At 69.9% G+C, this 26009-nt stretch carries 20 protein-coding genes; 13 read left to right on the top strand and 7 right to left on the bottom strand.

Features of this window, described 5'->3' with window-relative positions:
• Positions 1 to 44: 44 nt before the first annotated feature.
• From AB1K56_RS16395 to AB1K56_RS16405, 3 genes are read right to left on the bottom strand one after another with little or no spacing between them, the layout of a single operon-like run.
• Positions 45 to 305 carry a DUF6510 family protein gene (locus AB1K56_RS16395; RefSeq protein ID WP_136587389.1) on the bottom strand — a complete coding sequence of 87 codons (261 nt, stop codon included), beginning with the start codon at positions 303 to 305 and terminating at the stop codon, positions 45 to 47.
• Complete coding sequence (locus AB1K56_RS16400; RefSeq protein WP_371206525.1) at positions 305 to 1042, bottom strand: ferredoxin reductase; 738 nt, start codon at positions 1040 to 1042, stop codon at positions 305 to 307. Before AB1K56_RS16400 ends, AB1K56_RS16395 begins: the two co-directional genes overlap by 1 nt.
• Positions 1039 to 1629, bottom strand: a complete 591-nt coding sequence (locus tag AB1K56_RS16405; RefSeq protein ID WP_371206526.1) for a molybdopterin-dependent oxidoreductase — start codon at positions 1627 to 1629, stop codon at positions 1039 to 1041. The genes AB1K56_RS16400 and AB1K56_RS16405 overlap by 4 nt, the downstream gene beginning before the upstream one ends.
• A 161-nt stretch (positions 1630 to 1790) precedes the next feature.
• Between AB1K56_RS16405 and AB1K56_RS16410 the strand changes: the two genes are divergently transcribed.
• Complete coding sequence (locus AB1K56_RS16410; protein WP_371206527.1) at positions 1791 to 2681, top strand: DUF808 domain-containing protein; 891 nt, start codon at positions 1791 to 1793, stop codon at positions 2679 to 2681.
• 75 nt (positions 2682 to 2756) lie between these two features.
• On the opposite strand, the gene AB1K56_RS16415 is transcribed toward AB1K56_RS16410, so the two are convergent.
• A complete protein-coding gene (locus AB1K56_RS16415; protein WP_136587413.1) occupies positions 2757 to 3317 on the bottom strand; it encodes a flavin reductase family protein in 561 nt (186 codons plus the stop codon).
• Positions 3318 to 3566: 249 nt separating this feature from the next.
• Here AB1K56_RS16415 and AB1K56_RS16420 point away from each other — a divergent pair, with 249 nt between their 5' ends.
• From AB1K56_RS16420 to AB1K56_RS16450, 7 genes are all read left to right on the top strand, one after another.
• Positions 3567 to 4547 (top strand): ABC transporter substrate-binding protein, encoded by a 981-nt coding sequence (locus tag AB1K56_RS16420; protein ID WP_264632225.1) that lies wholly within the window; start codon positions 3567 to 3569, stop codon positions 4545 to 4547.
• A gap of 72 nt (positions 4548 to 4619) precedes the next feature.
• Positions 4620 to 6227: a sugar ABC transporter ATP-binding protein gene (locus AB1K56_RS16425; protein ID WP_371206528.1), complete on the top strand. Its 1608-nt coding sequence runs from the start codon at positions 4620 to 4622 to the stop codon at positions 6225 to 6227.
• Entirely contained in the window at positions 6224 to 7267 is a 1044-nt protein-coding gene (locus tag AB1K56_RS16430) for an ABC transporter permease (RefSeq protein ID WP_371206529.1), read from the top strand. Before AB1K56_RS16425 ends, AB1K56_RS16430 begins: the two co-directional genes overlap by 4 nt.
• Positions 7267 to 8286 carry a sugar ABC transporter permease YjfF gene (locus tag AB1K56_RS16435; RefSeq protein WP_136587417.1) on the top strand — a complete coding sequence of 340 codons (1020 nt, stop codon included), beginning with the start codon at positions 7267 to 7269 and terminating at the stop codon, positions 8284 to 8286. Before AB1K56_RS16430 ends, AB1K56_RS16435 begins: the two co-directional genes overlap by 1 nt.
• A gap of 53 nt (positions 8287 to 8339) precedes the next feature.
• The gene (locus AB1K56_RS16440) at positions 8340 to 9872 is read left to right on the top strand and encodes a sugar ABC transporter ATP-binding protein (protein ID WP_371206530.1); all 1533 of its coding nucleotides are present in this window, start codon (positions 8340 to 8342) and stop codon (positions 9870 to 9872) included.
• On the top strand, positions 9865 to 10878 hold the full coding sequence (locus AB1K56_RS16445; RefSeq protein ID WP_371206531.1) for a LacI family DNA-binding transcriptional regulator: 1014 nt from the start codon (positions 9865 to 9867) through the stop codon (positions 10876 to 10878). Before AB1K56_RS16440 ends, AB1K56_RS16445 begins: the two co-directional genes overlap by 8 nt.
• 133 nt (positions 10879 to 11011) lie before the next feature.
• Positions 11012 to 15652, top strand: a complete 4641-nt coding sequence (locus AB1K56_RS16450) for a family 43 glycosylhydrolase (RefSeq protein ID WP_371206532.1) — start codon at positions 11012 to 11014, stop codon at positions 15650 to 15652.
• Between the two features lie 359 nt (positions 15653 to 16011).
• Here AB1K56_RS16450 and AB1K56_RS16455 read toward each other — a convergent pair whose 3' ends face one another.
• Entirely contained in the window at positions 16012 to 17538 is a 1527-nt protein-coding gene (locus tag AB1K56_RS16455; RefSeq protein ID WP_371206533.1) for a CitMHS family transporter, read from the bottom strand.
• Positions 17539 to 17653: 115 nt separating this feature from the next.
• Here AB1K56_RS16455 and AB1K56_RS16460 point away from each other — a divergent pair, with 115 nt between their 5' ends.
• Entirely contained in the window at positions 17654 to 19336 is a 1683-nt protein-coding gene (locus AB1K56_RS16460; protein ID WP_371206534.1) for an ATP-binding protein, read from the top strand.
• Positions 19333 to 19983, top strand: a complete 651-nt coding sequence (locus tag AB1K56_RS16465; protein ID WP_264632232.1) for a response regulator — start codon at positions 19333 to 19335, stop codon at positions 19981 to 19983. Before AB1K56_RS16460 ends, AB1K56_RS16465 begins: the two co-directional genes overlap by 4 nt.
• Positions 19984 to 20105: 122 nt before the next feature.
• Here AB1K56_RS16465 and AB1K56_RS16470 read toward each other — a convergent pair whose 3' ends face one another.
• A complete protein-coding gene (locus tag AB1K56_RS16470; RefSeq protein ID WP_371206535.1) occupies positions 20106 to 21389 on the bottom strand; it encodes an alpha-amylase family glycosyl hydrolase in 1284 nt (427 codons plus the stop codon).
• Between the two features lie 71 nt (positions 21390 to 21460).
• Positions 21461 to 22690: an ROK family protein gene (locus AB1K56_RS16475; protein ID WP_371206536.1), complete on the bottom strand. Its 1230-nt coding sequence runs from the start codon at positions 22688 to 22690 to the stop codon at positions 21461 to 21463.
• A gap of 111 nt (positions 22691 to 22801) precedes the next feature.
• Here AB1K56_RS16475 and AB1K56_RS16480 point away from each other — a divergent pair, with 111 nt between their 5' ends.
• From AB1K56_RS16480 to AB1K56_RS16490, 3 genes are read left to right on the top strand one after another with little or no spacing between them, the layout of a single operon-like run.
• Positions 22802 to 24115 carry an ABC transporter substrate-binding protein gene (locus tag AB1K56_RS16480; RefSeq protein WP_371206537.1) on the top strand — a complete coding sequence of 438 codons (1314 nt, stop codon included), beginning with the start codon at positions 22802 to 22804 and terminating at the stop codon, positions 24113 to 24115.
• A complete protein-coding gene (locus AB1K56_RS16485) occupies positions 24112 to 25026 on the top strand; it encodes a carbohydrate ABC transporter permease (RefSeq protein WP_264632236.1) in 915 nt (304 codons plus the stop codon). The genes AB1K56_RS16480 and AB1K56_RS16485 overlap by 4 nt, the downstream gene beginning before the upstream one ends.
• The gene (locus AB1K56_RS16490) at positions 25023 to 26006 is read left to right on the top strand and encodes a carbohydrate ABC transporter permease (protein ID WP_371206538.1); all 984 of its coding nucleotides are present in this window, start codon (positions 25023 to 25025) and stop codon (positions 26004 to 26006) included. The genes AB1K56_RS16485 and AB1K56_RS16490 overlap by 4 nt, the downstream gene beginning before the upstream one ends.
• Positions 26007 to 26009 lie beyond the last annotated feature (3 nt).

Here is a 26009-nt window from a genome sequence, read left to right on the forward strand (position 1 = left end):
AGTATGGTCGCGCCCGGAGCGCAGACGCAATCACCCGCGGCGCCTCACCCGCGCCTCAGCTCCAGCGCGCTCAGCCCCGGCATCCCCATCCACGAGCGCCCGTCCGGGGCGTCGACGAGGGTGAGCAGGACCGCGTCGCACGATCGGCATCGCACGACGGCGCCCATTGCGGAGATGTAGACCGCGGCGGTCGCGAGGAGCCCCCGCATGCCGCAGTGCGTGCAGCGCACCTCGGAGGCCGTGGCATCCCACCCCATGAGGTCGGCGAAACGGCCGGCGAGGGCATTGCCGTCGAGACGTGTCATCACGAACCCCCAAATCTCTCGGTGCGCACCCGGCCGGGTGCATGTCCCTCCTCGACCAGCCATCCCGCGACCGCCTCGACGAAAGGGGTGGGCCCGCACACGAAGAGGCGCGGGGAGGCGGTGGCGGGGGGAACGGCCGTACGCAGCCGCTCCGCGGTCAGGCGCCCGGGAGGAGTCGTCGTTCCCGCCGGTGCGCGTCGCGTGTAGACGACCTGCAGATCGAAACGGTCATCGCTCTCGGCGAGGGCCTCCACCTCGGCGCGGAAGAACATGTCGTCCGGTGAGCGCACCGAGTACAGCAGCCGGAACGGGGCCGGATCGTCGCTCTCGGCGTGCGCGGCCGCCATGGCGTACAGGGGCACCACTCCCGACCCGCCGGCGATCAGGTGCACGGGGGTCGGGTCGCCGGAGGGGGTCCAGACGAAGTAGGCGCCGAGGGGCCCGTGCACCTCGATCCGGTCGCCTTCGCGGAGCTCCCGCACGAGGAACGGCGACACCTCGCCGTCGGGGACCTCGTCGACCGCGAGCGTGAGACGCGTGCCCTCGCCCGACGACGCGAGCGAGTACGACCGGCTCGCCTGGTAGCCGTCCGGCGCGGTGAGCCGCACGTCGACGTGCGAGCCCGCGTCGTTGCCCGGCCAGGTTGGCACCTCGAGCGTGATGCGGCGCGCGGTCGAGGTCTCGGGGCGCGTCTCGACGACGGTCGCGACGTGCCAGGATGCCGCCCGCCGGCTCACCCGTATCGTTCCTCACGCCAGGGGTCGCCGTGCAGGTGATAGCCGTTCTGCTCCCAGAATCCGGGCTTGTCGGCCGGCATCGTGATGAGTCCCTGCACCCATTTGGCGCTCTTCCAGAAGTACAGGTGCGGTACGAGAAGGCGAGCGGGCCCGCCGTGCTCCGGGGTGAGCGGGGCGCCGTCCGCCTCGAAGGCGATCCAACTCCTGCCCCCGAGCAGGTCGTCGAGGGCGAGGTTGGTCGTGTACCCGCCGAAGGAGTGCACCATCGCGTAGCGGTGGCTCGTCTCGACCTCGGCGAACACGCGATCGAGCGAGACGCCGCGCCAGGGCATGTCGAGCTTGGTCCAGTGGGTCACGCAATGGATGTCGACCGTGACGTCCTCCATGCCCAGGGCCTGGAACTCCTCGAGATTCCAGCGGTGCACACCGTTCTCGGTGCCGATCGCGAACTCCCAGTCGGCGGTGTCGACCGACGGGGTGGGGCCCGCCGACAGCACCGGCCAATCCGACACGAGTGTCTGCCCCGGGGGTAGTCGCGGATCGCGCTCGCGCCGTCGACCGCCGAAACCCCGCGTGATGAAGGACATGCGCTCTCCCTGTCGATGCCGTGAGCCTCACCCTAGCCAGGCCCGACGCGCATCGACAGGGGAGGGCGCCCCGGCGCCAGCCGCCACGACGTGCCGGGGCACCCGCTAGTGTCGTCCCGCGGCGTGCACGCGTCGCATCCTCACCCCCGGGAGATACGCACATGTCGGTCGGTCTGCTCGCCGTCGTCGATGACATCCTCAGCGCCGCCATGCGCGCGAGTGCCAAGACCGCGGGCGTCGTCATCGACGACGCGGCCGTGACCCCGCAGTACGTGCAGGGGCTTTCTCCCGCGCGTGAGCTGCCCGTGGTGTGGAAGATCGCGCTCGGCAGCATCATCAACAAGTACGTGATCATCATCCCGATCGCGCTGCTGCTCACCGCATTCGCACCGTGGGTGCTGCCCTATCTGCTCATCATCGGCGGCTGCTTCCTCTGCTTCGAGGGGGCCGAGAAGGTGCTCGAGTGGTTCGGGGTGAGTCACGGCGAGCACGACGCCGACCAACCGCGCGACGAGAAGAAGCTCGTGCTCGGTGCGGTGCGCACCGACCTGATTCTCAGTACAGAGATCATGCTGATCGCCCTCTCCAGCCTCGATCCCGGTCTGGGCATCTGGATGACGTTGGCCGCACTCCTGGTCATCGGTCTCGCGATGACGCTCGTCGTCTACGGGGCCGTCGCCCTCCTCGTGAAGGTCGACGACATCGGCCTGCGGTTCATGAAGAGCCCCTCGCGCGGCGTTCGGCGCTTCGGGGTGCGGGTCGTGGCATCCATGCCCGCGGTGTTCCGCGTGATCAGCGTCATCGGGACGGTCGCGATGCTATGGGTCGGTGGGCACCTCGTGCTGCAGAACCTCGAGGAGACGTTCTGGGCCGGACCCTACGAGCTCGTCCACCTGGTCACGCACGCGATCGAGGCGGCGGGGCCGGTGATCGTGTGGATCGTGGAGACGGCCATGTCGGCGGTCTTCGGTCTCGTGCTCGGCCTGATCATCGTCGGGGTGGTCACGGGCGTGCAGCGGCTCGTCCGCCGCGGGCAACCCGCCGCGCACTGATCGGCTCGGCTCGAATGGGCCCGACCACGCGATCCGGCCGCCGCGGCGTCTGCTCGGGCGCCGCGCGCCCGCCGTTCAGTCGAGCCGCGAGTGCTCGCCGAGGCGGTGCCAGGTGCGGTTGTGGTAAACCAGCGCCGCGCCGGGCTCGCCCGGCTCGAGGTCGCGTTCGACGTCGACCTGCAGGGCCTGAGCGGCGATGACGGTCGAGCCGCCGGCATCCATCCGGCTGACGATCTTGCAGCGCAGCCACGCGCGCACGCCGTGGTACACGGGTTCGCCGGTGGCCAGGCGCGTCCAGGTCGAGGTGTCGGCGAAGCGGTCGAGGCCGCTGGTGGCGGCGGTGCGGGCGAGGCCGATGTCTTCAGCGTCGAGCAGGTGCACCACGATGGTGTCGGCCGCGATGATCGTGGGCGTCGCCGACGACAGCGCCGACACCGAGAAGATCAGCAGCGGCGGGTCGGCGCTCACCGACGACACGCTCGAGGCCGTGAGGGCGACGGGGCCGTTCTCGCCGTAGGCGGTGATGACCGCGATGCCGCCGGGGTGGCCGCGGAACGCGCGCTTGAAGTCGTCCGCCGAGACCGTGGTGCCGATCGCGGGGGTGCTCTCCGGGTTGCCGTGCGGAAGCGAAGTCATACCTCAAACGCTAGGCGCTTCTGCGGCACGGGGCGTCGTCGGGCGCAACACGGCGACACGCTCCGATCGGTCGACGATGATCCTCGGCGCCCGGTGTGAAGCTTCACATTTACCGATTCGCGACACTCACGATGCAAACGATCCTTGACATGGCTGATTGTGTGAGCGCTAACATTCAGGGGTTAGCCCGCCCGAGGGGCTGCATCACATGAACCGGCAGCGGTGCCGGCGAAACGAGGAGGTTTCAACATGAAGGCGAAGAAGATTCTTGCCGGGCTCGCTCTGGTGGGCGCGATCGCCCTGACCACGGCCGGTTGCGCCGGTGGCGGCAGCGGTGCCGGTGGGGGCGGCGACGACAAGGTCATCACCGTCGGCTTCGCGCAGACCGGCTCCGAGAGCGGATGGCGCAGCGCCAACACCGAGTCGATGAAGGAGGCGTTCAGCGAGGCCAACGGCTTCAACCTCATCTTCAACGCGGCCGACAACAAGCCCGAGGCGCAGATCGCCGCGGTCCGCAGCTTCATCAACCAGGGTGTCGACGCCATCGTGCTCGCGCCGATCGTCACCGACGGCTGGGACGACGTGCTGAAGGAGGCGAAGGACGCCAACATCCCCGTGATCCTCGAAGACCGCACGGTCTCGGCATCCGAGGATCTCTACGCCAGCTGGGTCGGTCTCGACTTCAAGAAGGAGGGCGAGACCGCGGGCACCTGGGTCGCCGACAACTTCGGCAAGACGCCCACCAACCTCGTCGTCCTCGAGGGCACCACGGGTTCGTCGGCGGCGACCGACCGCGCCACCGGCTTCGACGACGCCATCAAGGGCACCGACGTCAAGCTGCTCGACTCGCAGACGGGTAACTTCACCCGCGCCGAAGGCAAGACGGTCATGGAGGGTTTCCTCCAGAAGTACGGCTCGCAGATCAACCTGCTGTTCGCCCACAACGACGACATGGGCCTCGGTGCCCTCGACGCGATCAAGGCCGCCGGCCTGAAGCCCGGCACCGACATCAAGATCGTCACGATCGACGCGGTCAAGGACGGCATGACGGCCCTGGCCGACGGCGAGTTCAACTACATCGTCGAGTGCAACCCGCTGCTCGGCGACAAGGTCGCTGAGGTGGTCAAGAAGGTCGTGGCCGGGGAGTCCGTCGACAAGAGCTACATCGTCGAGGACCAGGCGTTCGACCAGGAGCAGGCCAAGGCCGCTCTGCCCGACCGCAAGTACTGATCACTCCGTCCCCGGGTGTGCGGGGCCGACCCCGGCCCCGCACACCCCCGGCATTCCAGAAAGCGATCGAGCATGACATCCGAACGTGCTGCCGCGGTCTCGAGCCCGCGGGCCGCCGTGGTGGAGATGCGAGGAATCAGCATCTCCTTCCCCGGAGTGAAGGCCCTCGACGGGGTCGACTTCACCCTCTACCCCGGCGAAGTCCACTCCCTGATGGGTGAGAACGGCGCCGGCAAGTCCACGCTCATCAAGGCCCTCACCGGTGTGTATGGCATCGACGCCGGCACCATCCGCGTCGACGGGGAGCAGCGGCTCTTCCGCGCCACCGCCGACGCCCAGGCGGCGGGCATCGCGACCGTCTATCAAGAGGTCAATCTCTGCCAGAACCTCACCGTCGGTGAGAACGTCATGCTCGGTCAGGAGATCCGACGTGCCGGCATGGTCGACTGGAAGGCGACCCACGCGGCCGCCGAGCGTCATCTCTCCGAGCTCGGTGTGCGCATCGACACTCGGTCGATCCTCGCGAGCCACTCGATCGCGATCCAGCAGCTCGTGGCGATCAGTCGCGCGATGGTCGTCGACACCAAGGTCCTCGTTCTCGACGAGCCGACCTCCAGCCTCGACCGCGGAGAGGTCGAGCAGCTCTTCAGCGTCATCCGCGACCTCCGCGACCTCCGCGACCGCGGTGTCGCCATCCTGTTCGTCTCGCACTTCCTCGACCAGATCTACGAGATCTCCGACCGCCTGACCGTGCTCCGCAACGGCACGCTCGTGGGGGAGTACCCCGTCGAAGACCTCGGTCGCGAGCAACTCGTCGCCAAGATGATCGGGCGGGAGCTCGGCGAGCTGGATGCCATCTCCGCCAGTGCCGAGCGACCCGTCGACCGTTCCGGCACCCCGGTGCTGCGCGCGCTCGGCCTCGGCCGCAAGAACACCCTCGAGCCCGTCGACCTCGACGTCTTCGGGGGCGAGGTCGTCGGGCTCGCGGGACTCCTCGGCTCCGGGCGCACCGAGCTCGCGCGACTGATCGCCGGCGCCGACCGCACCGACGGTGGTTCCCTCGAAGTGAATGGTTCCTCCGCGCGCACAGGATCGCCCCGTCACGCACTCGATCGCGGCATCGCCTTCTCGTCGGAGGACCGTCGCGCCGAGGGCATCGTCGGCGATCTCACCGTGGCCGAGAACATCATCCTCGGGGTGCAGGCCCGGCGCGGGGCGCTCCGCAGGGTCGGAGCAGCGGAGACGCAGGCCATCGTGGACGAGTACATCACCGCACTCGGGGTCCGCCCGGCCGATCCGAACGCCCTCATCCGCAACCTCTCCGGGGGCAATCAGCAGAAGGTGCTGCTGGCGCGGTGGCTCGCCACCGCGCCCGAGCTGCTCATCCTCGACGAGCCCACCCGTGGCATCGATGTCGGCGCGAAGGCCGACATCCAGCGCAAGGTCGCCGAACTCGCCGAGAAGGGTCTCTCGGTCATCTTCATCTCGTCCGAACTCGAAGAGGTCCTGCGCCTCGCCCAGCGCGTGGCCGTGCTGCGCGACCGTCGTAAGATCGGCGAGCTGGCCACGAAGGACGTCGACCTCGACGGCCTCGTCACCTATATCGCCGAAGGTCAGGTCGAGACGACCTCCTCCGCCGCCCCCGAGACATCGCCGTCCGATCGGGAGAAGATCGCATGAAGAAGCTCCTCACGCACCGCCTCGTCTGGCCGATCGCGGCGCTCATCGCCCTGATCGCCGTCAACACGATCTCGCGGCCGTCGTTCCTCAGCGTCACGGTGCAGAACGGCCAGCTCTACGGGTCGCTTATCGACATCCTGCGCAACAGCGCACCGCTCATGCTCGTCGCCCTCGGCATGACGCTCGTCATCGCGACGCGCGGCATCGACCTGTCGGTCGGCGCGATCATGGCGGTCTCCGGCGCGGTGGCGCTCACGATCATCGAAGCCTCGCCCGAGCCAGGCAATCTCGGGGTCGTGATGATCGCGATCGTCGCCGCCGTCGGCACTGCCCTGCTGCTCGGCGTCTGGAACGGCTTCCTCGTCTCGGTTCTCGGCATCCAACCGATCATCGCCACCCTGGTGCTGATGCTCGCGGGCCGCGGTGTCGCCCTGCTCATCACCAAGGGCTTCATCACCACGATCAACAGCGACCCGTACCAGTTCATGGCGCAGGGATACGTGCTGGGCCTGCCCTTCGCGTTCTACGTCTCGATCGTCGCGGTCATCGTGGTCGGCGTCCTCGAGCGGCGGACGGCGCTCGGCATGCTCACCGAAGCGGTCGGCATCAATCCCGAGGCCAGCCGCCTCGCCGGCGTCCGGTCGCGCGGCATCATCTGGGGCGCCTACATCGCCAGCGGCACGCTCGCGGGCATCGCCGGCATCCTGTACAGCTCGAACATCATGGCGGCCGACGCGAATGCGGCGGGGCTCTACATCGAGCTGGATGCCATCCTCGCGGTCGTCCTCGGCGGGACCTCGCTCGCGGGCGGGAAGTTCAGCATCGCGGGCACCGTGGTGGGCGTCTTCACCATCCAGACGCTCAAGAGCACGATCACCTTCCTCGGCGTCCCTCCCGCGGTCAGCCCCGTTTTCATGGCCGCGGCCGTGCTCATCGTGGTGCTGCTGCAGTCGCCGCGGTTCCGCTCGTTCTTCTGGACGGCCGGCCGCTCCGCCTCCCGTCCGCTCACCCGCCGTCCCGACGCAAAGGTGCTGTCCTGATGACCACTCTCACCGCCCCGGAGCGCAGCTCCGCGCCGTCGGCCGGCGCGTACCGTCGCTTCCTCAGCCGTCACATCTCGTGGGTCCCGGTGTTCGCCGCCGTGGCCATCCTGATCATCATGATCGCCGGTGCGATGGCCTCCTTCCCCAACTTCCAGCTGCCGCGCATCATGTCGTCGATCCTGCTCGACAACGCGTACCTGCTCGTGTTGGCCGTGGGGATGACCTTCGTCATCCTCACCGGGGGCATCGACCTCTCGGTCGGTGCGGTCATGGCGTTCACCGGCATCCTGTGCGCGAAGCTGCTCGGCGACGGGGTTCCCGTGGTCGTGGCCGTTCCCGCGATGGTGCTCATCGGGGCCGCGATCGGTCTGCTCATCGGTGTGCTCGTGCAGTTCTTCGACGTGCAGCCGTTCATCGCCTCGCTGATCGGGATGTTCCTCGCCCGCGGCCTCGCGTTCGTGGTGAGCCTGGAGTCGATCAAGGTCGAGAACGACGGCATCCTGTGGCTGCAGTCCACGAGGTTCTCCTTCGCCGGCTGGTACATCACCCCGACGGGCGTCATCGCCCTGCTGACCGTCGCGATCGCGGCGTTCGTGCTCCGCTACACGCGCTTCGGCCGTACGGTCTACGCGGTCGGCGGCAACGAGCAGTCGGCTCGGCTCATGGGCCTGCCGGTGGTGCGGACGAAGCTGTCGGTCTACGTCATCAGCGGCGTGTGCGCGGGGCTGGCCGGCATCGTGCTGACGGCCTACTCCGGCGCGGGGTACCCGTTGAACGGCGTGGGAACGGAGCTCGACACGATCGCGGCGGTCGTCATCGGCGGCACGCTCCTCACCGGAGGCAGTGGCTTCGTCCTCGGCTCCATGATCGGCGTGTTCGTCTACGGCCTGATCCGCACGATCATCTCGTTCTCGGGCGCCGAGCAGTCGTGGACGCGCATCACGGTCGGAGCCCTGCTCCTGCTGTTCGTGGTGGTGCAGCGGATCATCGTGTCGCGCTCCGCGCTCAGCCGGTGACGCCCCCCGTGCCGTGTTAGCGATCACCGCGTCACCCGGGCATGATTGACCCCATGTCCACCGTCGCTCCGCCCCTCCTCGAGGTGCGCGGAGCGACGGTGCGTTTCGGGGTCGAATCGGCGCTGTCCGACGTCGACTTCCGGCTGTACCCGGGCGAGGTGCATTCGCTCATGGGGGAGAACGGCGCGGGCAAGTCCACCCTGATCAAAGCGATCACGGGCGCCCTCCGCCTCGATTCCGGTCGGATCGAGCTCGGCGGTCAGGAGATGCGGTTCTCGTCGCCGGCAGACGCGCAGGCGGTCGGCATCTCGACCGTCTACCAGGAGATCGACCTCCTCCCCAACCTCACGGTGGCCGAGAACATCTCGCTCGGCCGCGAGCCCCGCCGGTGGGGCGTCATCGACCATCGGGCGATGCGCGAGCGCGCGGTCGAGGCGTTGACCGCCCTGGGCGTCGACGTCGATCCGTCCTCGGTGCTGTCGGCGCATCCCCTCGCGGTGCAGCAGCTCGTCGCGATCGCCCGCGCCGTCTCGACCGAGGTGAAGGTGCTCGTGCTCGACGAGCCCACCTCGAGCCTGGATGCCGACGAGGTGGCCGAGCTGTTCCGCGTGATCCGCGACCTCAAAGCGCAGGGCATCGCGATCGTGTTCGTCTCGCACTTCCTCGACCAGGTGTACGAGATCTGCGATCGCGTCACGGTCCTGCGCGGAGGGCGGCTCGTCGGCGAGTACGGCACGCGCGAGCTGCTGCGCATCGACCTCGTCGAGAAGATGCTCGGAGCGGCGGCCGACGCGCTCGCCCCGCTCGGCCAACGCCTCGTCGAGCCCGCCGAGGGCCCGAGCGTGCTGAGCGCCCGCGGCGTGGCATCCGGGACTCGACTGCGCGAGGCCGACCTCGACATCGCCGAGGGCGAAGTGATCGGCGTCGCGGGTCTGCTCGGCTCGGGGCGCAGCGAACTGGCGCGCGCTCTCACGGGCGTCGATCGTCCCGACGCGGGCGAGGTGACGGTCGACGGGGATCCGGCCCCCCTTTCATCGCCCCGCGACGCCATCCGTCGCCGGGTGGCCTACTCGTCCGAGAACCGCCGTACCGAGGGCATCATCGGCGACCTCAGCGTGCTCGACAACATCACGCTCGCGCTCCAGGCGCAGCGGGGGATCTTCCACCGGCTCAGCACGGCGCGCCGCCGCGAACTCGCCGTCAGCTGGGTCGAGGCGCTGCACATCCGCCCCGCCGACATCGACCGGCCGGTCTCGACGTTGTCGGGCGGCAATCAGCAGAAGGTGCTCCTCGCGCGCCTGCTGGCCCTGTCGCCGCGGCTCATCGTGCTCGACGAGCCCACGCGCGGGATCGACGTGGGGGCGAGAGCCGAGATCCAGCGGCTGGTGGGGGAGCTCAGCGACAACGGCCTCTCCATCGTCTACATCTCGGCGGAGCTCGACGAGGTACTCCGCGTCGCCCACCTCGTGGCCGTCATGCGCGACGGGGTGCTCGCGCAGATCGTTCCGGCCACGGGCCTCACCTCCGACGCGCTGCTCGCGCTCGTCGCCGGCCACACGACATCCGACGGGGGCGCCGGTGCCTGAAGACAAGGCCTCGCGCACCGCCAACATCTTCGACGTCGCCCGCCTCGCGGGTGTGTCGCACCAGACCGTGTCGCGCGTGCTCAACGACATGCCGAACGTGCGCCCGGCGACGCGGGCGCGCGTCGAGCAGGCGATCGCGCAGCTGCGCTACAGCCCGTCGCCCGCGGCCCGCGCCCTCGTCACGCGGCGCACGCGCACGATCGGTCTGGTCACCCCGGGCACGGTCGATTACGGGCCCTCGTCGATCGCGATGAACTTCAACTTCGCCGCCCGCGCCGCCCGCTACAACGTGGACGCCATCAGCTCGCCGCAGAACGACGTCGCCGCCGTCCGCGCGGCGATCGATGGACTCCTCAAACAGCGCGTGGATGCCATCGTGCTCATCGTCGTCGACGTCGAAGTGCTCGCGGCGGTGCAGGCGATCGAGATCGACGTGCCCATCGTGGCCGCGGCCACGACCAGTCGGCCCCACCCGCGTCTGGTCGCGATCGATCAATACCGTGGCGCCCGCGCGGCGGTGCGGCACCTGCTCGAATCGGGCTACGGCACGGTCCGCCACATCGCCGGTCCGGCGCGCAATCCCGACGCGGTCGAGCGCCTGCGCGGCTGGCGCGAGGAGGTCGCCTCCGCCCGCGCGCAGTCCACACCGCCCGTGCACGGGGACTGGTCGGCCGCGAGTGGCTACCGCATCGCGACAGAGACCGACCTCAGCCCCGGCGAGGGCATCTTCGTCGCCAACGACCACATGGCGATCGGAGTGCTCTCGGCCCTGCGTGAGCGCGGACTCCGCGTGCCGGAGGACATCGGCGTGGTGGGGTTCGACGACGTCCCCGAAGCTCCCTTCCTGTTCCCCTCGCTCACCACGGTGCGCCAGGATTTCGCCGCCCTGGGCGAGATCCTGATGCAGAAGGTGCTGCTGATGGTCGAGGAGCCCGACACCGTCAGCGAGAGCACCCCGCTGCCGACGCGGCTCATCGTGCGCGACTCGGCCCCGCTGCGCACCTGACGGAGCGCACGTCCGCCAGGCGCCATCGCGCCGAAAATCGTGTTGACGTCAACAGGTGTGTGAGCGCTAACATTTGGGGGTCGTCGTCGACGGCTCCATGCAACGTTGCATTCGCGAGAGGACCCGCACCCCCGTGCCTACCGTCCCCCGGACGGCGCTCCCCCGCCGTCTCCCGTCCTGGGCGCTCGCCGTCCCGGTCGTCGCCGCGTTGGTCGCGGCGCCGATCGTCCTTCCCACAGCCGCGGATGCGGCCATCCCCACGACCGGGCTGGTCGTGTCCTACCCGCTCGACGAGACGTCGGGATCCGTCGCCCACGACGCGTCCGGCAACGGTCGAGACGGTGCCTTCGTCGGCGGACCCGCGCTGGCCGGTGCCGGCGGCGTACGTCTCGACGGCGCCGACGACTATGTGAGCCTTCCCAACGACGTCCTTCAGGGGCTCACGTCGATCACGGTGAGCACGGATGTCCTGGTGCGCCCCGAGCAGTCCGGCAATTACTTCATCTGGGGTCTGGGCAACACCACGGACTGGTACGGCAACGGGTACCTCTTCGCCACCGGCAACCCGGCACGCGCCGGCATCGCCAGCGGGAACTGGTCCACCGAGCAGGAGACCCGCGGTTCGGCGAACCTGGACCGCGGAGTCTGGAAGACCCTCACCTACACGCTCGACGCGGGCAGCAAGACCTCGCGCCTCTACCTCGACGGCGTCAAGGTCGCCGAGAACACCAACACCACGACGACCCCCGGCTCGATCGGCGGGGGCAAGACCACGGCCAACTATCTCGGGCGCTCGAACTACACGCCCGACAAGCGTCTGGCCGGCAGCCTGCGCGACTTCCGCCTCTACGACCACGCCCTCACCTCCGAAGAGGTGACGACGCTCGTCGCGACCGACCAGCAGCGCGTCGCGCGCGACAAGGCGGCGCTCGATCTCGGCGCCCTGAGCGCCGTCACGACCGACCTCGCCCTCCCCGGCAGCGGGCTGAACGGCTCCACGATCACGTGGTCCTCGTCCGACCCGTCGGTCGTGTCGACCACGGGCGCCGTCACGCGCCCCGCGGCCGGAAAGGCGGATGCCACGGTCACGCTGACGGGCACGCTGACGCGCGGCTCGGCCACGGACACCGCGACCTTCGCCGTGACCGTCCCGGCGATGCCGGACGACCCCGGCGCCGCGCAGAAGGCGCTCGCCGCGATCACGGTGGTCAACGCCGACGATGCGCGCGGCAACCTGACCCTGCCGACCACCGCGGACGGTCTCGCGGTGACGTGGACGAGCTCGAACCCGGCCGTGGTGTCGACCACCGGTGTGGTCTCGCGCCCCGAGGCCGACACGACTGTCACGCTCACGGCATCCGTGACGAAAGGCTCGGCGACGCGCACGCGCGACATCGACGTCAACGTCCGCAAAGCCGTGCACCTCGGAGCCTTCGAGGGCTACACGTTCGCGTACTTCACCGGGAACACCGTCGAGGGCGAGAACATCTACTTCGCCGCGAGCAACGGCAACAATGCGCTGTCGTGGACCGAGCTCAACGGCGGCAAGCTGCTGCTGACCTCGAAGTACGGCGAGAAGGGTCTGCGCGACCCGTTCATCATCCGCTCGCCCGAGGGGGACACGTTCTACCTCATCGCCACCGACCTCTCGATCGGCGGGGGCACCTCCTGGGGTGACTCGCAGACCGTCGGCTCGAAGTACATCGAGGTGTGGGAATCGCACGACCTCGTGAACTGGAGCGACCAGCGCCACGTGCGGGTCTCGCCCGACACCGCAGGCAACACCTGGGCGCCGGAGGCGTATTACGACGAGAGCCTCGGCCAGTACGTGGTGTTCTGGGCCTCGAAGATCTACCCCTCCGACGACCCGAACCACACCGCGAACGTGCCCAACAGCATGATGTACGCCACGACGCGCGACTTCGTGACGTTCAGCGAGCCGCAGGTCTGGCAGGGCGGGATCTCCCGCATCGACTCGACCGTCATCAAGGCGAACGGCGTCTACCAGCGCTTCACCAAGGACGAGGGCGCGGGCACCACCGGTTGCAGCGACATCATCCAGGAGAGCTCGGCGGTGCTGACCGCCCCCCTGAAGGACTGGACGCAGGTCACCTCGTGCATCGGAAAGAACGCCGGCACGGGTGCGGTCGAAGGCCCGACCATCTTCACGTCCAACCCGGGTGACGTCAACGGCGACAAGTACTACCTGTTCGTCGACGAGTACGGCGGGCGCGGCTACATCCCGCTGGCCACCACCGACATCGCCAACCCGAACTGGCAGGTCCCCGCCAACTACAAGCTGCCCAGCAGCCCGCGCCACGGCACCGTCATGCCCGTGACCGCGGAGGAGCTCGCGGCCCTGCGCCAGAACATCCCGACCGAGCCGACCGTGACCCCGGTCACGGCCAACGACAAGGGCGAGGTGCTGCGGTACGACTTCACCGACGGATCGGGCACGACGTTGCACGACCGCTCCGGTGCGGGCCGCGACGCGCAGATCCAGGGCGGAGCGACGTTCTCGGACGGTGCGTTGGCCTTCGACGGCAGCAACGACTACGTCGATCTGCCCGACAACATGCTGACGGGGGTCACCGACTTCACCATCGACACCGAGGTACGGATCGACCCGGCGCAGAAGAACCCCTACTTCCTGTACGGGTTCGGCAACACCGGCAGCGACGGGAAGGGGAACGGTTACCTGTTCTCCACCGGCAACGGCCAGTACCGCGGTGCCATCACCACGGGCAACTGGACCGGCGAGCAGAACGCGTCCGCCGCCAGCGCCCTGCCACGCGACCGCTGGGTGCACCTCACCTACACGTTGAGCGGCAACACCGCGCGACTGTACCTCGATGGCCAGAAAGTCGCCGAGAACACCAACGTGACGGTTCGCCCCGGTGACATCGGCGGGGGCAAGACCCTGGCGAACTACCTCGGCAAGTCGGTGTACAACGACGACAACCTCTTCCGCGGCCAGATGCGCGAGTTCGCGCTGTTCAACCGCGCGTTGAGCCCGGAGGAGATCGCGGCCCAGAACCCGGGTCTGCTCACAGGCGTCGGTCTGCAGGATGCCGCTGCGCTGAAGGTCGCCCCGATCGTCGACGCCGAGAACCGCACGGTGCTGTTCCCCGTCGTGCCGGGAACGGACCTGGCGAAGCTGCGCCCCACGTTCACGACGGCATCCGGGACGACGGCCACCCCGGCGTCCGGGACCGTGCGCAACCTGAGCACGCCGATCACGGTGACGCTGAAGACCGAGGGGCTGTCCGACGTGGTCTGGACGTTCAAGGCCGTGGAGATGAAGAGCCCGGTGCTGCCGGGGCTGTACGCCGATCCGAACATCGCGGTGTTCGGCGACACGTACTACATCTACGCCACGACCGACGGCGTCCCGGGCTGGGGCGGGAACACGTTCTCCGTGTGGAAGTCGAAGAACCTCGTCGCCTGGACCCGTTCCGACAAGCCCTTCCTGACGCTGGACGGCGCGAACGGCAACGTCCCGTGGGCCACCGGAAACGCGTGGGCTCCGACGATCATCGAGAAGGGCGGGAAGTACTACTTCTACTTCAGCGGCCACAACCCGCAGGACGACCGCAAGGAGATCGGCGTCGCCGTGGCCGACAGCCCCGAGGGGCCGTTCGCCGCCGAGTCGCAGCCCATGATCACCAACGGCGAGAGCGTCCACAGCGGACAGGCGATCGACCCGGCGGCGTTCCAGGACCCGAAGACGGGGAAGTACTACTTGTTCTGGGGCAACGGCAGCCCGGTCTACGGCGAGCTCTCCGATGACATGAAGAGCATCAAGGCGGGCACGATCAAGCCGATCTCGGGGCTGAACGACTTCCGCGAGGGGACGTTCGTGAACTACCGCGACGGCATGTACCACCTGACGTACTCGATCGACGACACCGGTTCGGCCGACTACCGCGTCGGCTACGCGACGGCGACGAGCATCGACGGTCCGTGGACGTACCGCGGCGTGATCCTGGCCAAGGACGTCTCGCAGGGCATCCTCGGAACGGGCCACAGCTCGATCGTCAACGTGCCGGGCACGGACGAGTGGTACATCGCGTACCACCGGTTCGCGATCCCGGGCGGTGGCGGGACGAACCGTGAGACGACGATCGATCGCCTCGAGGTCGGTGCGGACGGGCTCTTCCAGGCCGTGAAGCCGACGCTCTCGAGCGTCGCTCCGCGCGAGGTGCCCGACAGGACGGAGCCGACGCCGGCGCCGACGTCGTCTCCGACGATGACTCCGCCGCCCACGTCGTCTCCGACGGCGACGCCGCGACCGACCGCGTCGGCGACCCCGACCGCGACGCCGCAACCGACCGTCGCACCCACGGACGGCCCGTCCGCTTCGCCCTCGAGCGTTGCGGGTGCCGTTCCCTCGGTGTCGGTGTCGACGACCACGGTCGAGCGTGGGGGCATCGTGCGCGTGAGCGTCGCTGGTCTCGCCGCGGGGGAGCAGGTCACGGCGGAGTTGCGCAGCAACCCGATCCGCATCGCCGGCATCCCCGTCGCCGATGCGAGTGGCCGCGTGACCTTCGATGTGCAGATCCCCGGCGACCTGGCCGCGGGCGCGCACTCGATCGTCGTCTTCGGAGCAGACGGTTCGGTGATCCGCACGGTGTCGATCACCGTCGTGGCCGCGGGCCAGCTCGCGGCGACGGGCGCGCAGGCGCCCCTGGGCGCGGGTCTGCTCGCGGCGTTCCTGCTGGTCGCCGGTGGCGTGGTGTGGACGATGCGTCGCCCTCGGCGCACCGACGCCTGATCCGCTGAAAGAAGAGAAGACCCCGGATGCCCTTGCATCCGGGGTCTTCTCGTGTCTGCCCGCGGGACACCGGGGTGGAACCGTTCGTGGGCCGTCCGCACGGGTCCGGCCGGTGGCCGTCTGCGCGGGATCGGAGCGGGCGCCGACGCGGCAGCGGCACGCGGGGAGGCGATTCAGGACGCTGAACACGCTGTGCACGGATCGCCTCCACGGGGCGACGGGATGCGTCACAGCGCGTCTCGCCGGTCAGGTCCGGGTGAACCGGAACGACTCGGCCCGGCGGCGCGGCCTGGCCGAGTGCCAGACGACGGAAGGGCCCCGGATGCCGTGGCATCCGGGGCCCTTGTGACGTGGCGAGCTCAGCCCAGCAGTGGCACCGCCCCCACCAGCACGCCGACGGCGAGCATCACGAGGGAGACGATCGTCGCGCGCCAGAGCACCTTCTTGTGGTGGTCGCCGAGGTTGACGCCGGCCAGCGAGACGAGCAGCAGGATCGCGGGGACCAGGGGGCTCTGCAGGTGCACCGGCTGGCCGGTGATCGAGGCGCGGGCCATCTCGACCGGGGCGATGCCGTAGTTCGCGGCGCTCTCGGCGAGAACCGGGAGGATGCCGAAGTAGAACGCGTCGTTCGACATGAAGAAGGTGAACGGGATCGACAGGATCCCGGTGATGACGGCGAGGAACGGACCCATCGACGAGGGGATGACCTCGGTGATCCACGCGGCCATCGCGGAGACCATCCCGGTGCCGTTGAGCACGCCCACCAGCACGCCCGCGGCGAGCACCATCGAGACCACGCCCACGATGCTGGGGGCGTGGGCGACGATCTCGTCGGCCTGGCCGCGCAGCTTCGGGAAGTTCACGATCAGGGCGAGGGCGGCGCCGACCATGAACACGAACGCGAGCGGGAAGATGTCCATCACCAGCAGCACCATCACCGCGACGGTCAGCACCAGGTTGAACCAGATGAGTTTCGGTCGAAGGGTCGCGCGGTTCGGGTCGAGCATGGTGTCGGCCATCGCGGTGTCGGCGGCCTCGACCAGCTGCGGGGCGGCGACCGTCCCCTTGCCCCCGCGGACGGTGACGATGTTGCCGGTGCGCAGCGACGCGAGGGCGCCGGGCTTGTGCTCCGCGCCGCGGAAGATCTTCGGGGCGCCGAGGCGACCGAAGCCGCCGGGACCGTCGATCTTCGACGTGTCGACGGAGCCCGCGAGGCGCTTGCGCTCCGACAGGCCGAGGAACCAGGCGAATGCGAGGGAGACCACCAGGCCGGCGAGCAGCGACGGGAGCATCGGTACGAACACGTCGGTGGGCTGCAGGCCCAGGGCGGTCGCGGCGCGGACGGTCGGGCCGCCCCACGGGACGATGTTCAACGTGCCGTTCATCAGGCCCGCGACGCACGTGAGGACGACGGGGCTCATGCCCAGCCGCAGGTACAGCGGCAGCATCGCCGAGGTCGTGATGATGAAGGTCGTCGAGCCGTCGCCGTCGAGCGAGACCGCGCCGGCGAGGATCGCCGTGCCGAGCACGATCTTCGCCGGGTCGTCGCCGAGGAAGCGCGTGATCACGCGGATGAGCGGGTCGAACAGGCCGACGTCGATCATGATGCCGAAGTACATGATCGCGAACAGCAGCAGGGCCGCCGTGGGCGCCATTTTGCCGATCGCGTCGATGACCATGTCGCCCAGGCCGAAGCCGGCGCCGGCGATGAGCCCGAACACGGTCGGCACGACGATGAGGGCGACCATCGGGGTCATCCGCCGCGTCATGATCAGCGCCATGAACGACAGGACCATCAGGAAGCCGAGGGCGACGAGCACACCGTCGGCGGGCGTGTAGGCCACCGCGTACTCTTCGGCCTCCGCCGCAAGGATCAAGGGGGTCATCGCGACTCCTTCGTCGTGGATGTCGGCGCCCGGTGCGCCAGCGATCTGCCGACCGTACGGATGCCGAGGGTCCGAGCGCGCGCTTGCTCGCATTGAGCGCCGTTATGCGCGTACCGTGTCTTCTGCGCATTTCGCGCACGACGACGTCGCCGACCGGGAGGTGCGCATGCGGTTCGCCACCCGGATGCTCGTGGTGCAGGTCGCCACCCAGATCGTCGTGGTCGCCGTGTGCACGGGGATCTTCGCCTGGCTCGGGGTGCAGCAGCTGAAGGCCGAGGCCGACTCGTCGGCCCTGAACATCGCCCGCTCGGTCGCCGAGGCCCCCGACGTGCGCTCCCTCGTCACGACGTTCTCGGCCGACCCCGGGACCCCGGATGCCGCGGCCCTGCGCGACGGCGAACTCCAGGAGTACGCCGCCGACGTCACCGCGCGGACCCGGGGCCTGTTCGTCGTGATCACCGACGATCACGGCATCCGACTCGCCCATCCCGACCCCGACCGACTGGGCCAGGTGGTGAGCACGAGCTTCGCCGACGCCCTCGCCGGGCGCGAGGTGGTCACCTGGGAGACCGGCACGCTGGGCGAATCGGCGCGGGCGAAGGTGCCGATCTATCCGCCCGGGGGAGGAGCCCCGGTCGGCGAGGTGAGCGTGGGGTTCGAGCGGGCGAGCGTCTTCGACGACCTTCCCGCGTTGATCGCGGGCATCGCGGCGGCCGTCGCGCTCGCCGTGGCGATCGGCGCCGTCGTGGCGCTGCTCATGCGCCGCCGCCTCGAGAGACTGACCCTCGGCGTGCAGCCCGAGGAGCTGGTCGCCCTCGTGCAGACCCAGACCGCCGTGCTCGAGGGGGCGGACGAGGGCGTCGTCGCGCTGGACGACACGGGCATCGTGCGCGTGTGCACCGCGACGGCCGAACGTCTGCTCGGGGTGACCGGTGCCGTCGGTCGACCTCTCGCCGAGCTGGGCCTGCCGCCGGTGGTCGCGGGCGCGTTGGCGGGTGGGGGCGCTCCGACAGGACTTCCGGTGGGCGACCGGGTCGTCTTCGTCGACGTCCGACCCGTGCGCCGCGGGGCGCGGGCCCTCGGCCGCGTGGCCGTGCTGCGCGACCGCACCGACGTGATGGCCCTGTCGGGGCGCCTCGACAGCGTGCGGGCGATGGGCGATGCGCTGCGCGTGCAGCGGCACGAGAACGCCAACCGCCTGCACGCGGCGGTCGGGCTGCTCGATGCCGGACGGGTCGTCGAGGCGCGGGCGTTCCTCGCCGACCTGGTCGATCGGGGATCGGTCGACTGGGCGGTTCCGGGCATCGAGCTCGTGGGCGACGCGATGCTGCAGTCGTTCCTGGGGGCCAAGGCCCTCGCGGCGCGCGAGCGGGGGGTCGCGCTGCGGGTGGCCGACGACACGTTCTCGACCGCGCCGATCGACGAGGTCGAAGACGTCGTCGCGGTGCTGGGGAACCTCATCGACAACGCGATCACCGCGGCGGCCGCGGCCCCCGCACCGCGGGAGGTCGAGGTGAGCGTGCTCGACGACGCCGACGCGGTCGTCGTCACGGTCGCCGACACCGGCCCGGGCATCGCCGACGGCGAGGCGGTCTTCGCCCCGCGCGAGCGGGACGACGATCCGGATGCTGTGCACGGCCTCGGCATCGGCCTGCCCCTGTCGCGCGAATTCGCGCGGCGTCGCGGCGGCGAGGTGTGGGTGGTCGACGCGGGAGGCGACGGGCGCGGCGCGATCGTCGCGGCCCGGCTGCCGGGCGTGCGGCGCGCCGGCACCGTGCGGGAGAGGAACGAGACGTGAGCGGCATCCGGGTTCTGGTGGTGGACGACGACTTCCGCGTGGCGGGATTGCACCGCGACGCGGTGGCCGCGCGCGCGGGGTTCGTCGCGTTGGAGCCCGCGCGCACGGTCGGCGAGGCGCGGACGGCGATCGCCGCGCACGCCCCCGACCTCGTGCTGGCCGATGTCTACCTACCCGACGGGGACGGCATCGACCTGGTGCGCTCGCTCGAGATAGACGCCTTCGTGCTGTCGGCGGCGACGGATGCCGCGACCGTGCGCCGCGCCTTCGCCGCGGGCGCGCTCGCGTACCTCGTCAAGCCGTTCGACACGCGCGTGCTCGCCGAGCGTCTCGAGCGCTACGCCCGGTACCGTAACCTGCTCGGCAGCGCGCGGCCTCTCTCGCAGGATGACATCGACCGCGCGGCATCCCTCCTGCGGGGCGAGCGCGAGGGCCCGTCGCTCGCGCGGTCCGCGACCGAGCAGACGGTGCTCGCGGCCCTCGCGGGCGACGAGGCCTCGGCGACCGAGGTGGCCGAGCGCATCGGCGTCTCGCGGGCGACGGCCCAGCGTCACCTCACGGCGCTCGCGGAGCGGGGACTCGTGCAGGTGAGCCTGCGCTACGGCTCCACAGGCCGCCCCGAGCACCGGTTCCGCGCCGGCGGCTGAGGGTCCCGCACTGCGGCCCTCGCGCGTCGGCGCGACGCACCCTCGTCCCAGGTGTGGGGGGTGTCGGCGCCTCGCACCGGCCAGAAGTGGGACGCGCACCGGCCAGAAGTGGGACGAGGGGGTCAGGCCTCGAGCACGGCCCACCCGCGCGGGGGCAGTTCGACCCGCGATCCGGCGAGCGTCCCGTCACCCGTGACGACCGCGCGGGCGTCGGCGGCCGGCAGCGACACCGGATCGTCGCCGAGGTTCAGGGCCACCACCACGGCGTCGTCGCCGGTCGCGGTCCGCAGCACGGCCGCGGTGTTCGCGAGGTCGACCACGTCGGTGTGCGCGCGCCACAGCGAGGGCTTGCGGCGTCGCAGCGCGATGAGCGCCTGGTGCGCCGCGAGGATGCGGTCGTCGGCGTCGACATCTCCGGGGCCGGCGGGGAACTCCGGTCGCACCGCGTCGTCGCCGCCGAGGCGTTCTTCCTTCACGGCCGTCCAGCCGAACTCGTCGCCCGCGTAGACCGAGGGGGTCCCCGCCACCGTGAACAGCACGGCCAGCGCGTGCGGAACGAGGTCGGCGCCCACGGCCGAGGCGATGCGGGTGACGTCGTGATTGCCCACGAAGGTCTGCGGCACGAAGACGCGCAGCAGCTCGTCGTGCCGCTCCACGGCGTGCGCGAGTTCGAACAGGTTGCCGTCGGCGAGACCGTGCCAGATCCCCTGCCACAGCTCGTACTGCGTGAGCGCGTCCATCGTCGATTCGTGCACGATCCGCGCCGCGTCGCCGTGGATCACCTCGCCTAAGAACCACGCCTCTGGGAAACGTTCGCGCACCCGGGGCAGCACCTCGGCCCAGAAGGTGTGGGGCACCGCGTAAGCGGCATCCAGTCGCCAGCCGTCGATCCCGCGCTCGAGCCAATGGCACATCACCTCGACCACCAGGTCGACGACGGCGGGGGAGGAGTGGTCGAGAGCGACGAGGGCGTCGTGCCCCTCGAACACGTCGGCCTCGAACCGACCGTCGACCCACCGCCCGCGGAACAGTCTCGGGCCGTGCTCGGTCTGGTCGCGGAACGCCGGGTGCGCCCGCCCGACGTGGTTGAAGACCCCGTCGAGGAGGATCCGGATGCCACGCTCCCGCGCCGCGGACACGAGACGATCGAAGTCGGCGTCGTCCCCCAGCCGCGGGTCGATGCGGAAATGGTCGACCGTGTCGTACCCGTGCGTCTCGGCCGCGAACACCGGTCCGAGCAGCAGGCCGTTCAGGCCCAGCTCGATGACGTGGTCCAGCCACGGCTCGAGCCGGTCCAGCCGGTGCGCCGGCGCGGCATCCGGATCGACGCCGTCGCGGATGGGCGCGCCGACGAATCCCAGCGGGTAGACGTGCCACCACATGACGTGTTCGGGCCATTCGGGCATGAGCCGACGCTATCGGGGGGTGGGCGGTTGCGGAGCGGGGTTGCGGTGCGGGTCGAGGTGGTCGAAGGCGGTCACGCCCGCGCGCGCTCTTCGGGGTGGGCGAAGGCGGCGAGGTCGAGGGCGCTCGCGCGGGCCGCGTCGACGGCCGCGGCGACGGCTCCGATCGAGACGATGTCGGCGCCGAGGGGGGATGCCACGATGTCGGGCGCCGGAAGGTCGAGGGCACGGGGGAGGGCGGCGCGGGCCGCCGCGATGATGGGGGCCGCGCCGGCGGCGATCGCTCCCGAGACGACGACCGTGCGTACGTCGAAGAGGCTGCCGAAGGTCGCGGCGACGATGGACAGGGCTGCCCCCACCTCGCGCGCGACCTCGAGGGCGCCCTCGTCGCCGCGGTCGGCGAGATCGAGCACGGTCTTGGCGTCGAGGGTGGCGGGGTCCATCTCCGCGAGCGCGGAGGTGGCGGGCAGGCGTCCGGAGGCGATCGCGGCGCGGGCCGCGTCGACGCAGCGGGGCGCCAGCCCCTCGGCGCTTCCGACGCCGGCGACGCGGTCGAAGGCGACGGTCTCGCCCGCTCCCCCGTGGGCTCCGCGCAGCAACCGGCCGTCGACCCAGATTCCGGCGCCGAATCGCTCGCCGGCGAGAAGGGCGATGAAGTCCTCGACGCCCACCGCGGCGCCGCGGGCCTGCTCGGCGACGGCGGCGAGCGAGGCGTCGTTCTCGACGCGGACCACGGGGGCCCAGTCGGCGAAGGTGTCGATGAACCCCGGGTTCATGCGCTCCCAGAAGCCGTCGTGGTGCACGGGGGATCTGCCCGATCGGTCGACCGGTGCGGGGACGCCGACGCAGAGGGCGGCGATGTCGGAGCGGTCGCGGTGTGCGCGGGTCAGGGCGGCCGCCACCGTCGCCTCGGCCGCGCGCCGACGGCGGGCGGCCGAGTCCTGCTCGGGGTCCACCGCGAGTCGCGAGCTGCCCAGGGTGCGTCCGCGCAGGTCGGCGACCGTGGCGGTCAGGTGACCGCGACCGGCGTCGACGCCGACGACGACCGCCGCCTCCGGGCGGAACGCGAAGCGGCGCGCGGGGCGGCCCTTGGAGTACTCGCCGACGGTGCGGGCGTTCGGCATCTCGGCGAGCAGGCCGCGCGCGACGAGCTCGTCGAGCACGTCGATCGTCGTGGAGCGGGTGAGCCCGACCGTGGCCATCACGTCGCTGGCGGTGAATGCGTCTGCGTCCCAGGCGTGGGCCAGAACGGTCTCGAGGCTGCGCCGACGCAGGGAGGCCGCGGCTGACATGGCATCCGTCATCAGATCTTGACCCCCTTCGCGTCCGATGCAATACTGCCCTCACCAAGTTGATTTGGCGAGTAAATTTACTCAGTGACACAACATATTCGCAGTGCGGCGAGGAGGACACGAGTGTCGACGAAGACGAGAGCGGTGCGGCGGTGGGTCGCGGCGGCCGCGGTGGGGGTGCTGGGGGCGAGTCTGCTCGCCGGGTGCTCCGCCGACGGGCGCGAGACCATCCGCTTCACCTTCAGCAAGCGGGAGGCGCTGTCGTTCATGAACGACGTGGTCGCCCGGTACAACGCCTCGCAGGACAAGGTGCGCGTCGAGATGGACGCCTCGGGCGTCGATGTCGTCTCGGCCAGCTTCGTGCGCGGCAACCCGCCCGACATCATGCTCGCCAACTACAACTACGAGGTCGCCCGTTTCGTGCAGCGGTGCGCGCTCAGCGACCTCTCCGACACGACGGCGGCGAGCACTGTCCGCGAGGACCTGCAGCCGCTGATGAACCAGTACGGCTCGTGCGAGGGGCGCACGAGCGCCCTGCCGTACTCGGTGATGGCGGCATCCGTCATCTACAACACGCAGATCTTCGAGCAGCTGGGGCTCTCGGTCCCCACCACGTGGAACGAGCTCCTCCAGGTGTCCGACACGCTGAAGCAGAACGGCATCACGCCCTTCTACGGAACCTTCAAGGACGACTGGACCGTGGCGCAGGGCTGGTACGACTACTCCGTCGGCGGGTCGATCGACGTCATCGACTTCTTCGACGCCCTCGCCGCCGAGGGCGACCAGGTGGGTCCGGACTCGACGGTCTCGTTCGCCAAGGACTTCACCGAGCCGATGGACCGCATGCTCGAGCTCGCCCGCGACTACACGAACGCGGATGCCGAGAGCCGGGCCTACGGCGACGGCAACCTCGCCTTCGCCCAGGGGCAGGCGGCGATGTACCTGCAGGGACCGTGGGCGCTCGGCGAGATCGCCAAGACCTCGCCCGACCTTCCCGTGGGCACCTTCCCCCTGCCGATGACGGACGACCCCGCCGACCTCAAGGTGCGCGTGAACATGGACCTCGCGGCCATCATCCCCGAGGCGTCCCGGCACAAGGATGCCGCGCGCGACTTCCTCGAGTACCTCTACCAGCCCGAGATCATCGAGGCCTACAACGAGTCGCAGCTGGGCTTCGCGCCGACCACGGACGCCCCCTCGCCGAGCGACCCCCGCGTGGCCGGGATGATCCCCTACTACGACGAGGGGCGCATCTACCAAGGCGCCTCCGTGCTGCTGCCCAAGACCATCCCCACCTTCAACTACGCGCAGGCGATGATCTTCGGCGCCTCTCCGCAGAGCACGCTGCGCACCATGGACGAGGACTGGTCGCGACTGGCGTTCCGTCAGCCGCCGGCCTCGACCGACGATGCCGCTGGCGAGGAGGCCGCGCGATGACCACCACCACGACGATCGTCACCGGAGGCAAGGCGACCGCGCGTCGCAGCACCCGCCGCGTCGAGCCGATCTACTACCTGTTCCTGCTCCCCACGCTCGCCCTGTTCACCCTCGCGATCACGATCCCCGGGATGATCGGCATCTTCTTCAGCTTCACCGACTCGATCGGGCTGGGGGAGTGGAGCTTCACGGGGCTCACCAACTACATCGCCATCTTCAGCGACCCCGCGATCCTCCAGGCCTACCTGTTCACGTTCGGCTTCTCGGTCGCGACCGTGATCGTCGTCAACATCGCGGCCTTCCTGCTCGCGGTGGGCCTGACGGCGCGGATCCGCTTCACCAAGGCACTGCGGACGGTCTTCGTCATCCCGATGGTGATCTCGGGCATCATCATCGCCTACGTCTTCAACTTCCTCTTCAGCAACTCGGTGCCCGAGGCCGGAGCCGCCCTCGGCATCCCGTGGCTCGAGACGAGCCTGCTGGCAAACCCCGACCTCGCGTGGGTGGCGATCGTGATCGTCACCGCCTGGCAGGCGATCCCGGGCACGCTCCTGATCTACATCGCGGGGCTGCTCTCGGTCCCGGGCGACGTGTACGAGGCCGCGGGACTCGACGGTGCCAGCAAGACGCAGCAGCTGCTGCGCATCACGCTGCCGCTGGTGGCCGGGTACGTCGTGATCAACGTCATCCTCGGATTCAAGGGCTTCCTGAACGCCTACGACATCATCGTGGGCCTCACCGGAGGAGGCCCCGGCACCGCGACCCGCAGCGTCGCGATGTCGATCATCCTCGGATTCAACGGAGGCGACTACGCCTACCAGATGGCCAACGCCGCGCTCTTCTTCGTCGTCGCCGTCGTCATCTCGCTGTTGCAGCTCTCGGTGACCCGCGGAAGGAACACCCTGTCATGACCGCTCTCAACCAGCCCGCGCTCGCTTTCGAGCAGGCCGAACTCCCGATCGCCACCGGCACCGGCACCGGCACCGGCACCGGCACCGGCACCGGCACCGGCACCGGCGCCGCCGACGGCCCCGCCCCCGCCCGGCGTCCGCGCTTCCGCCGCGTCGGCGCGGAGAGGTTCAGCTGGTCGACGACGACCATCCTGGTGCTCTGCTCGCTGACCGTGCTCCTGCCGCTGTACGTGACCGTCTCGATGGCGCTGAAGAGCGGCACGCAGGTGGTCGACGGCAACGCGTTCTCGCTCCCGTCGCCGATCAGCTTCGACGGCTTCGTGCAGGCGTGGACCCTGACGAAGTTCCCCGTGGGACTCGCGATGTCGCTGCTCGTCACGGCCGGCACGGTCGCGGCGACGATCATCCTCGCCGCCTTCGCGTCGTACGCGATCGCGCGCAACTGGGACCGCAAGCTCTTCCGCTACTCGTTCTTCTACCTGCTCGCGGCGATGTTCATCCCCTTCCCGGTGATCGCGCTCCCGCAGATCCAGCTGACGGGGCGCCTCGGGCTCGACAACCCGGCGGGGGTGATCATCCTCGCCACGATGTTCCAGCTCAGCTTCAGCGTGCTGCTGTTCACCGCGTTCCTGCGGTCCATCCCGCTCGAGCTCGAGGAGAGCGCCCGCATCGACGGGGCGACGACGTGGCAGACCTTCTGGCGGCTGATCTTCCCCCTGCTCGCGCCGATGAGCGCGACGGTCGGCATCTTCGCCTTCCTTTATGCGTGGAACGACTTCATGATGCCCTCGCTCATCATCAGCGACCCGGCGCTGCAGACGCTCCCCGTCCGCCAGGACCTGTTCCAGACGCAGTTCAGCAACAACTACAACGTCGCCTTCGCCTCGTACCTCATGGCCATGGCCCCCGCGATCGTCGCCTACCTGTTCACCCAGCGCTGGGTGATGGCGGGCGTCACGCAGGGCGCCGTCAAGGGCTGAGCA

The sequence above is a fragment of the Microbacterium sp. BWR-S6Y genome (genome assembly GCF_041379845.1).
In the GTDB taxonomy this organism is placed as follows: Bacteria; Actinomycetota; Actinomycetes; order Actinomycetales; family Microbacteriaceae; genus Microbacterium; species Microbacterium hydrothermale.

Coding starts and splice junctions, on each gene's coding strand:
- AB1K56_RS16395 (WP_136587389.1), bottom strand. CDS start 305: ATGACACGTCTCGACGGCAATGCCCTCGCCGGCCGTTTCGCCGACCTC.
- AB1K56_RS16405 (WP_371206526.1), bottom strand. CDS start 1,629: ATGTCCTTCATCACGCGGGGTTTCGGCGGTCGACGGCGCGAGCGCGAT.
- AB1K56_RS16410 (WP_371206527.1), top strand. CDS start 1,791: ATGTCGGTCGGTCTGCTCGCCGTCGTCGATGACATCCTCAGCGCCGCC.
- AB1K56_RS16415 (WP_136587413.1), bottom strand. CDS start 3,317: ATGACTTCGCTTCCGCACGGCAACCCGGAGAGCACCCCCGCGATCGGC.
- AB1K56_RS16420 (WP_264632225.1), top strand. CDS start 3,567: ATGAAGGCGAAGAAGATTCTTGCCGGGCTCGCTCTGGTGGGCGCGATC.
- AB1K56_RS16425 (WP_371206528.1), top strand. CDS start 4,620: ATGACATCCGAACGTGCTGCCGCGGTCTCGAGCCCGCGGGCCGCCGTG.
- AB1K56_RS16430 (WP_371206529.1), top strand. CDS start 6,224: ATGAAGAAGCTCCTCACGCACCGCCTCGTCTGGCCGATCGCGGCGCTC.
- AB1K56_RS16435 (WP_136587417.1), top strand. CDS start 7,267: ATGACCACTCTCACCGCCCCGGAGCGCAGCTCCGCGCCGTCGGCCGGC.
- AB1K56_RS16440 (WP_371206530.1), top strand. CDS start 8,340: ATGTCCACCGTCGCTCCGCCCCTCCTCGAGGTGCGCGGAGCGACGGTG.
- AB1K56_RS16455 (WP_371206533.1), bottom strand. CDS start 17,538: ATGACCCCCTTGATCCTTGCGGCGGAGGCCGAAGAGTACGCGGTGGCC.
- AB1K56_RS16470 (WP_371206535.1), bottom strand. CDS start 21,389: ATGCCCGAATGGCCCGAACACGTCATGTGGTGGCACGTCTACCCGCTG.
- AB1K56_RS16475 (WP_371206536.1), bottom strand. CDS start 22,690: ATGACGGATGCCATGTCAGCCGCGGCCTCCCTGCGTCGGCGCAGCCTC.
- AB1K56_RS16485 (WP_264632236.1), top strand. CDS start 24,112: ATGACCACCACCACGACGATCGTCACCGGAGGCAAGGCGACCGCGCGT.
- AB1K56_RS16490 (WP_371206538.1), top strand. CDS start 25,023: ATGACCGCTCTCAACCAGCCCGCGCTCGCTTTCGAGCAGGCCGAACTC.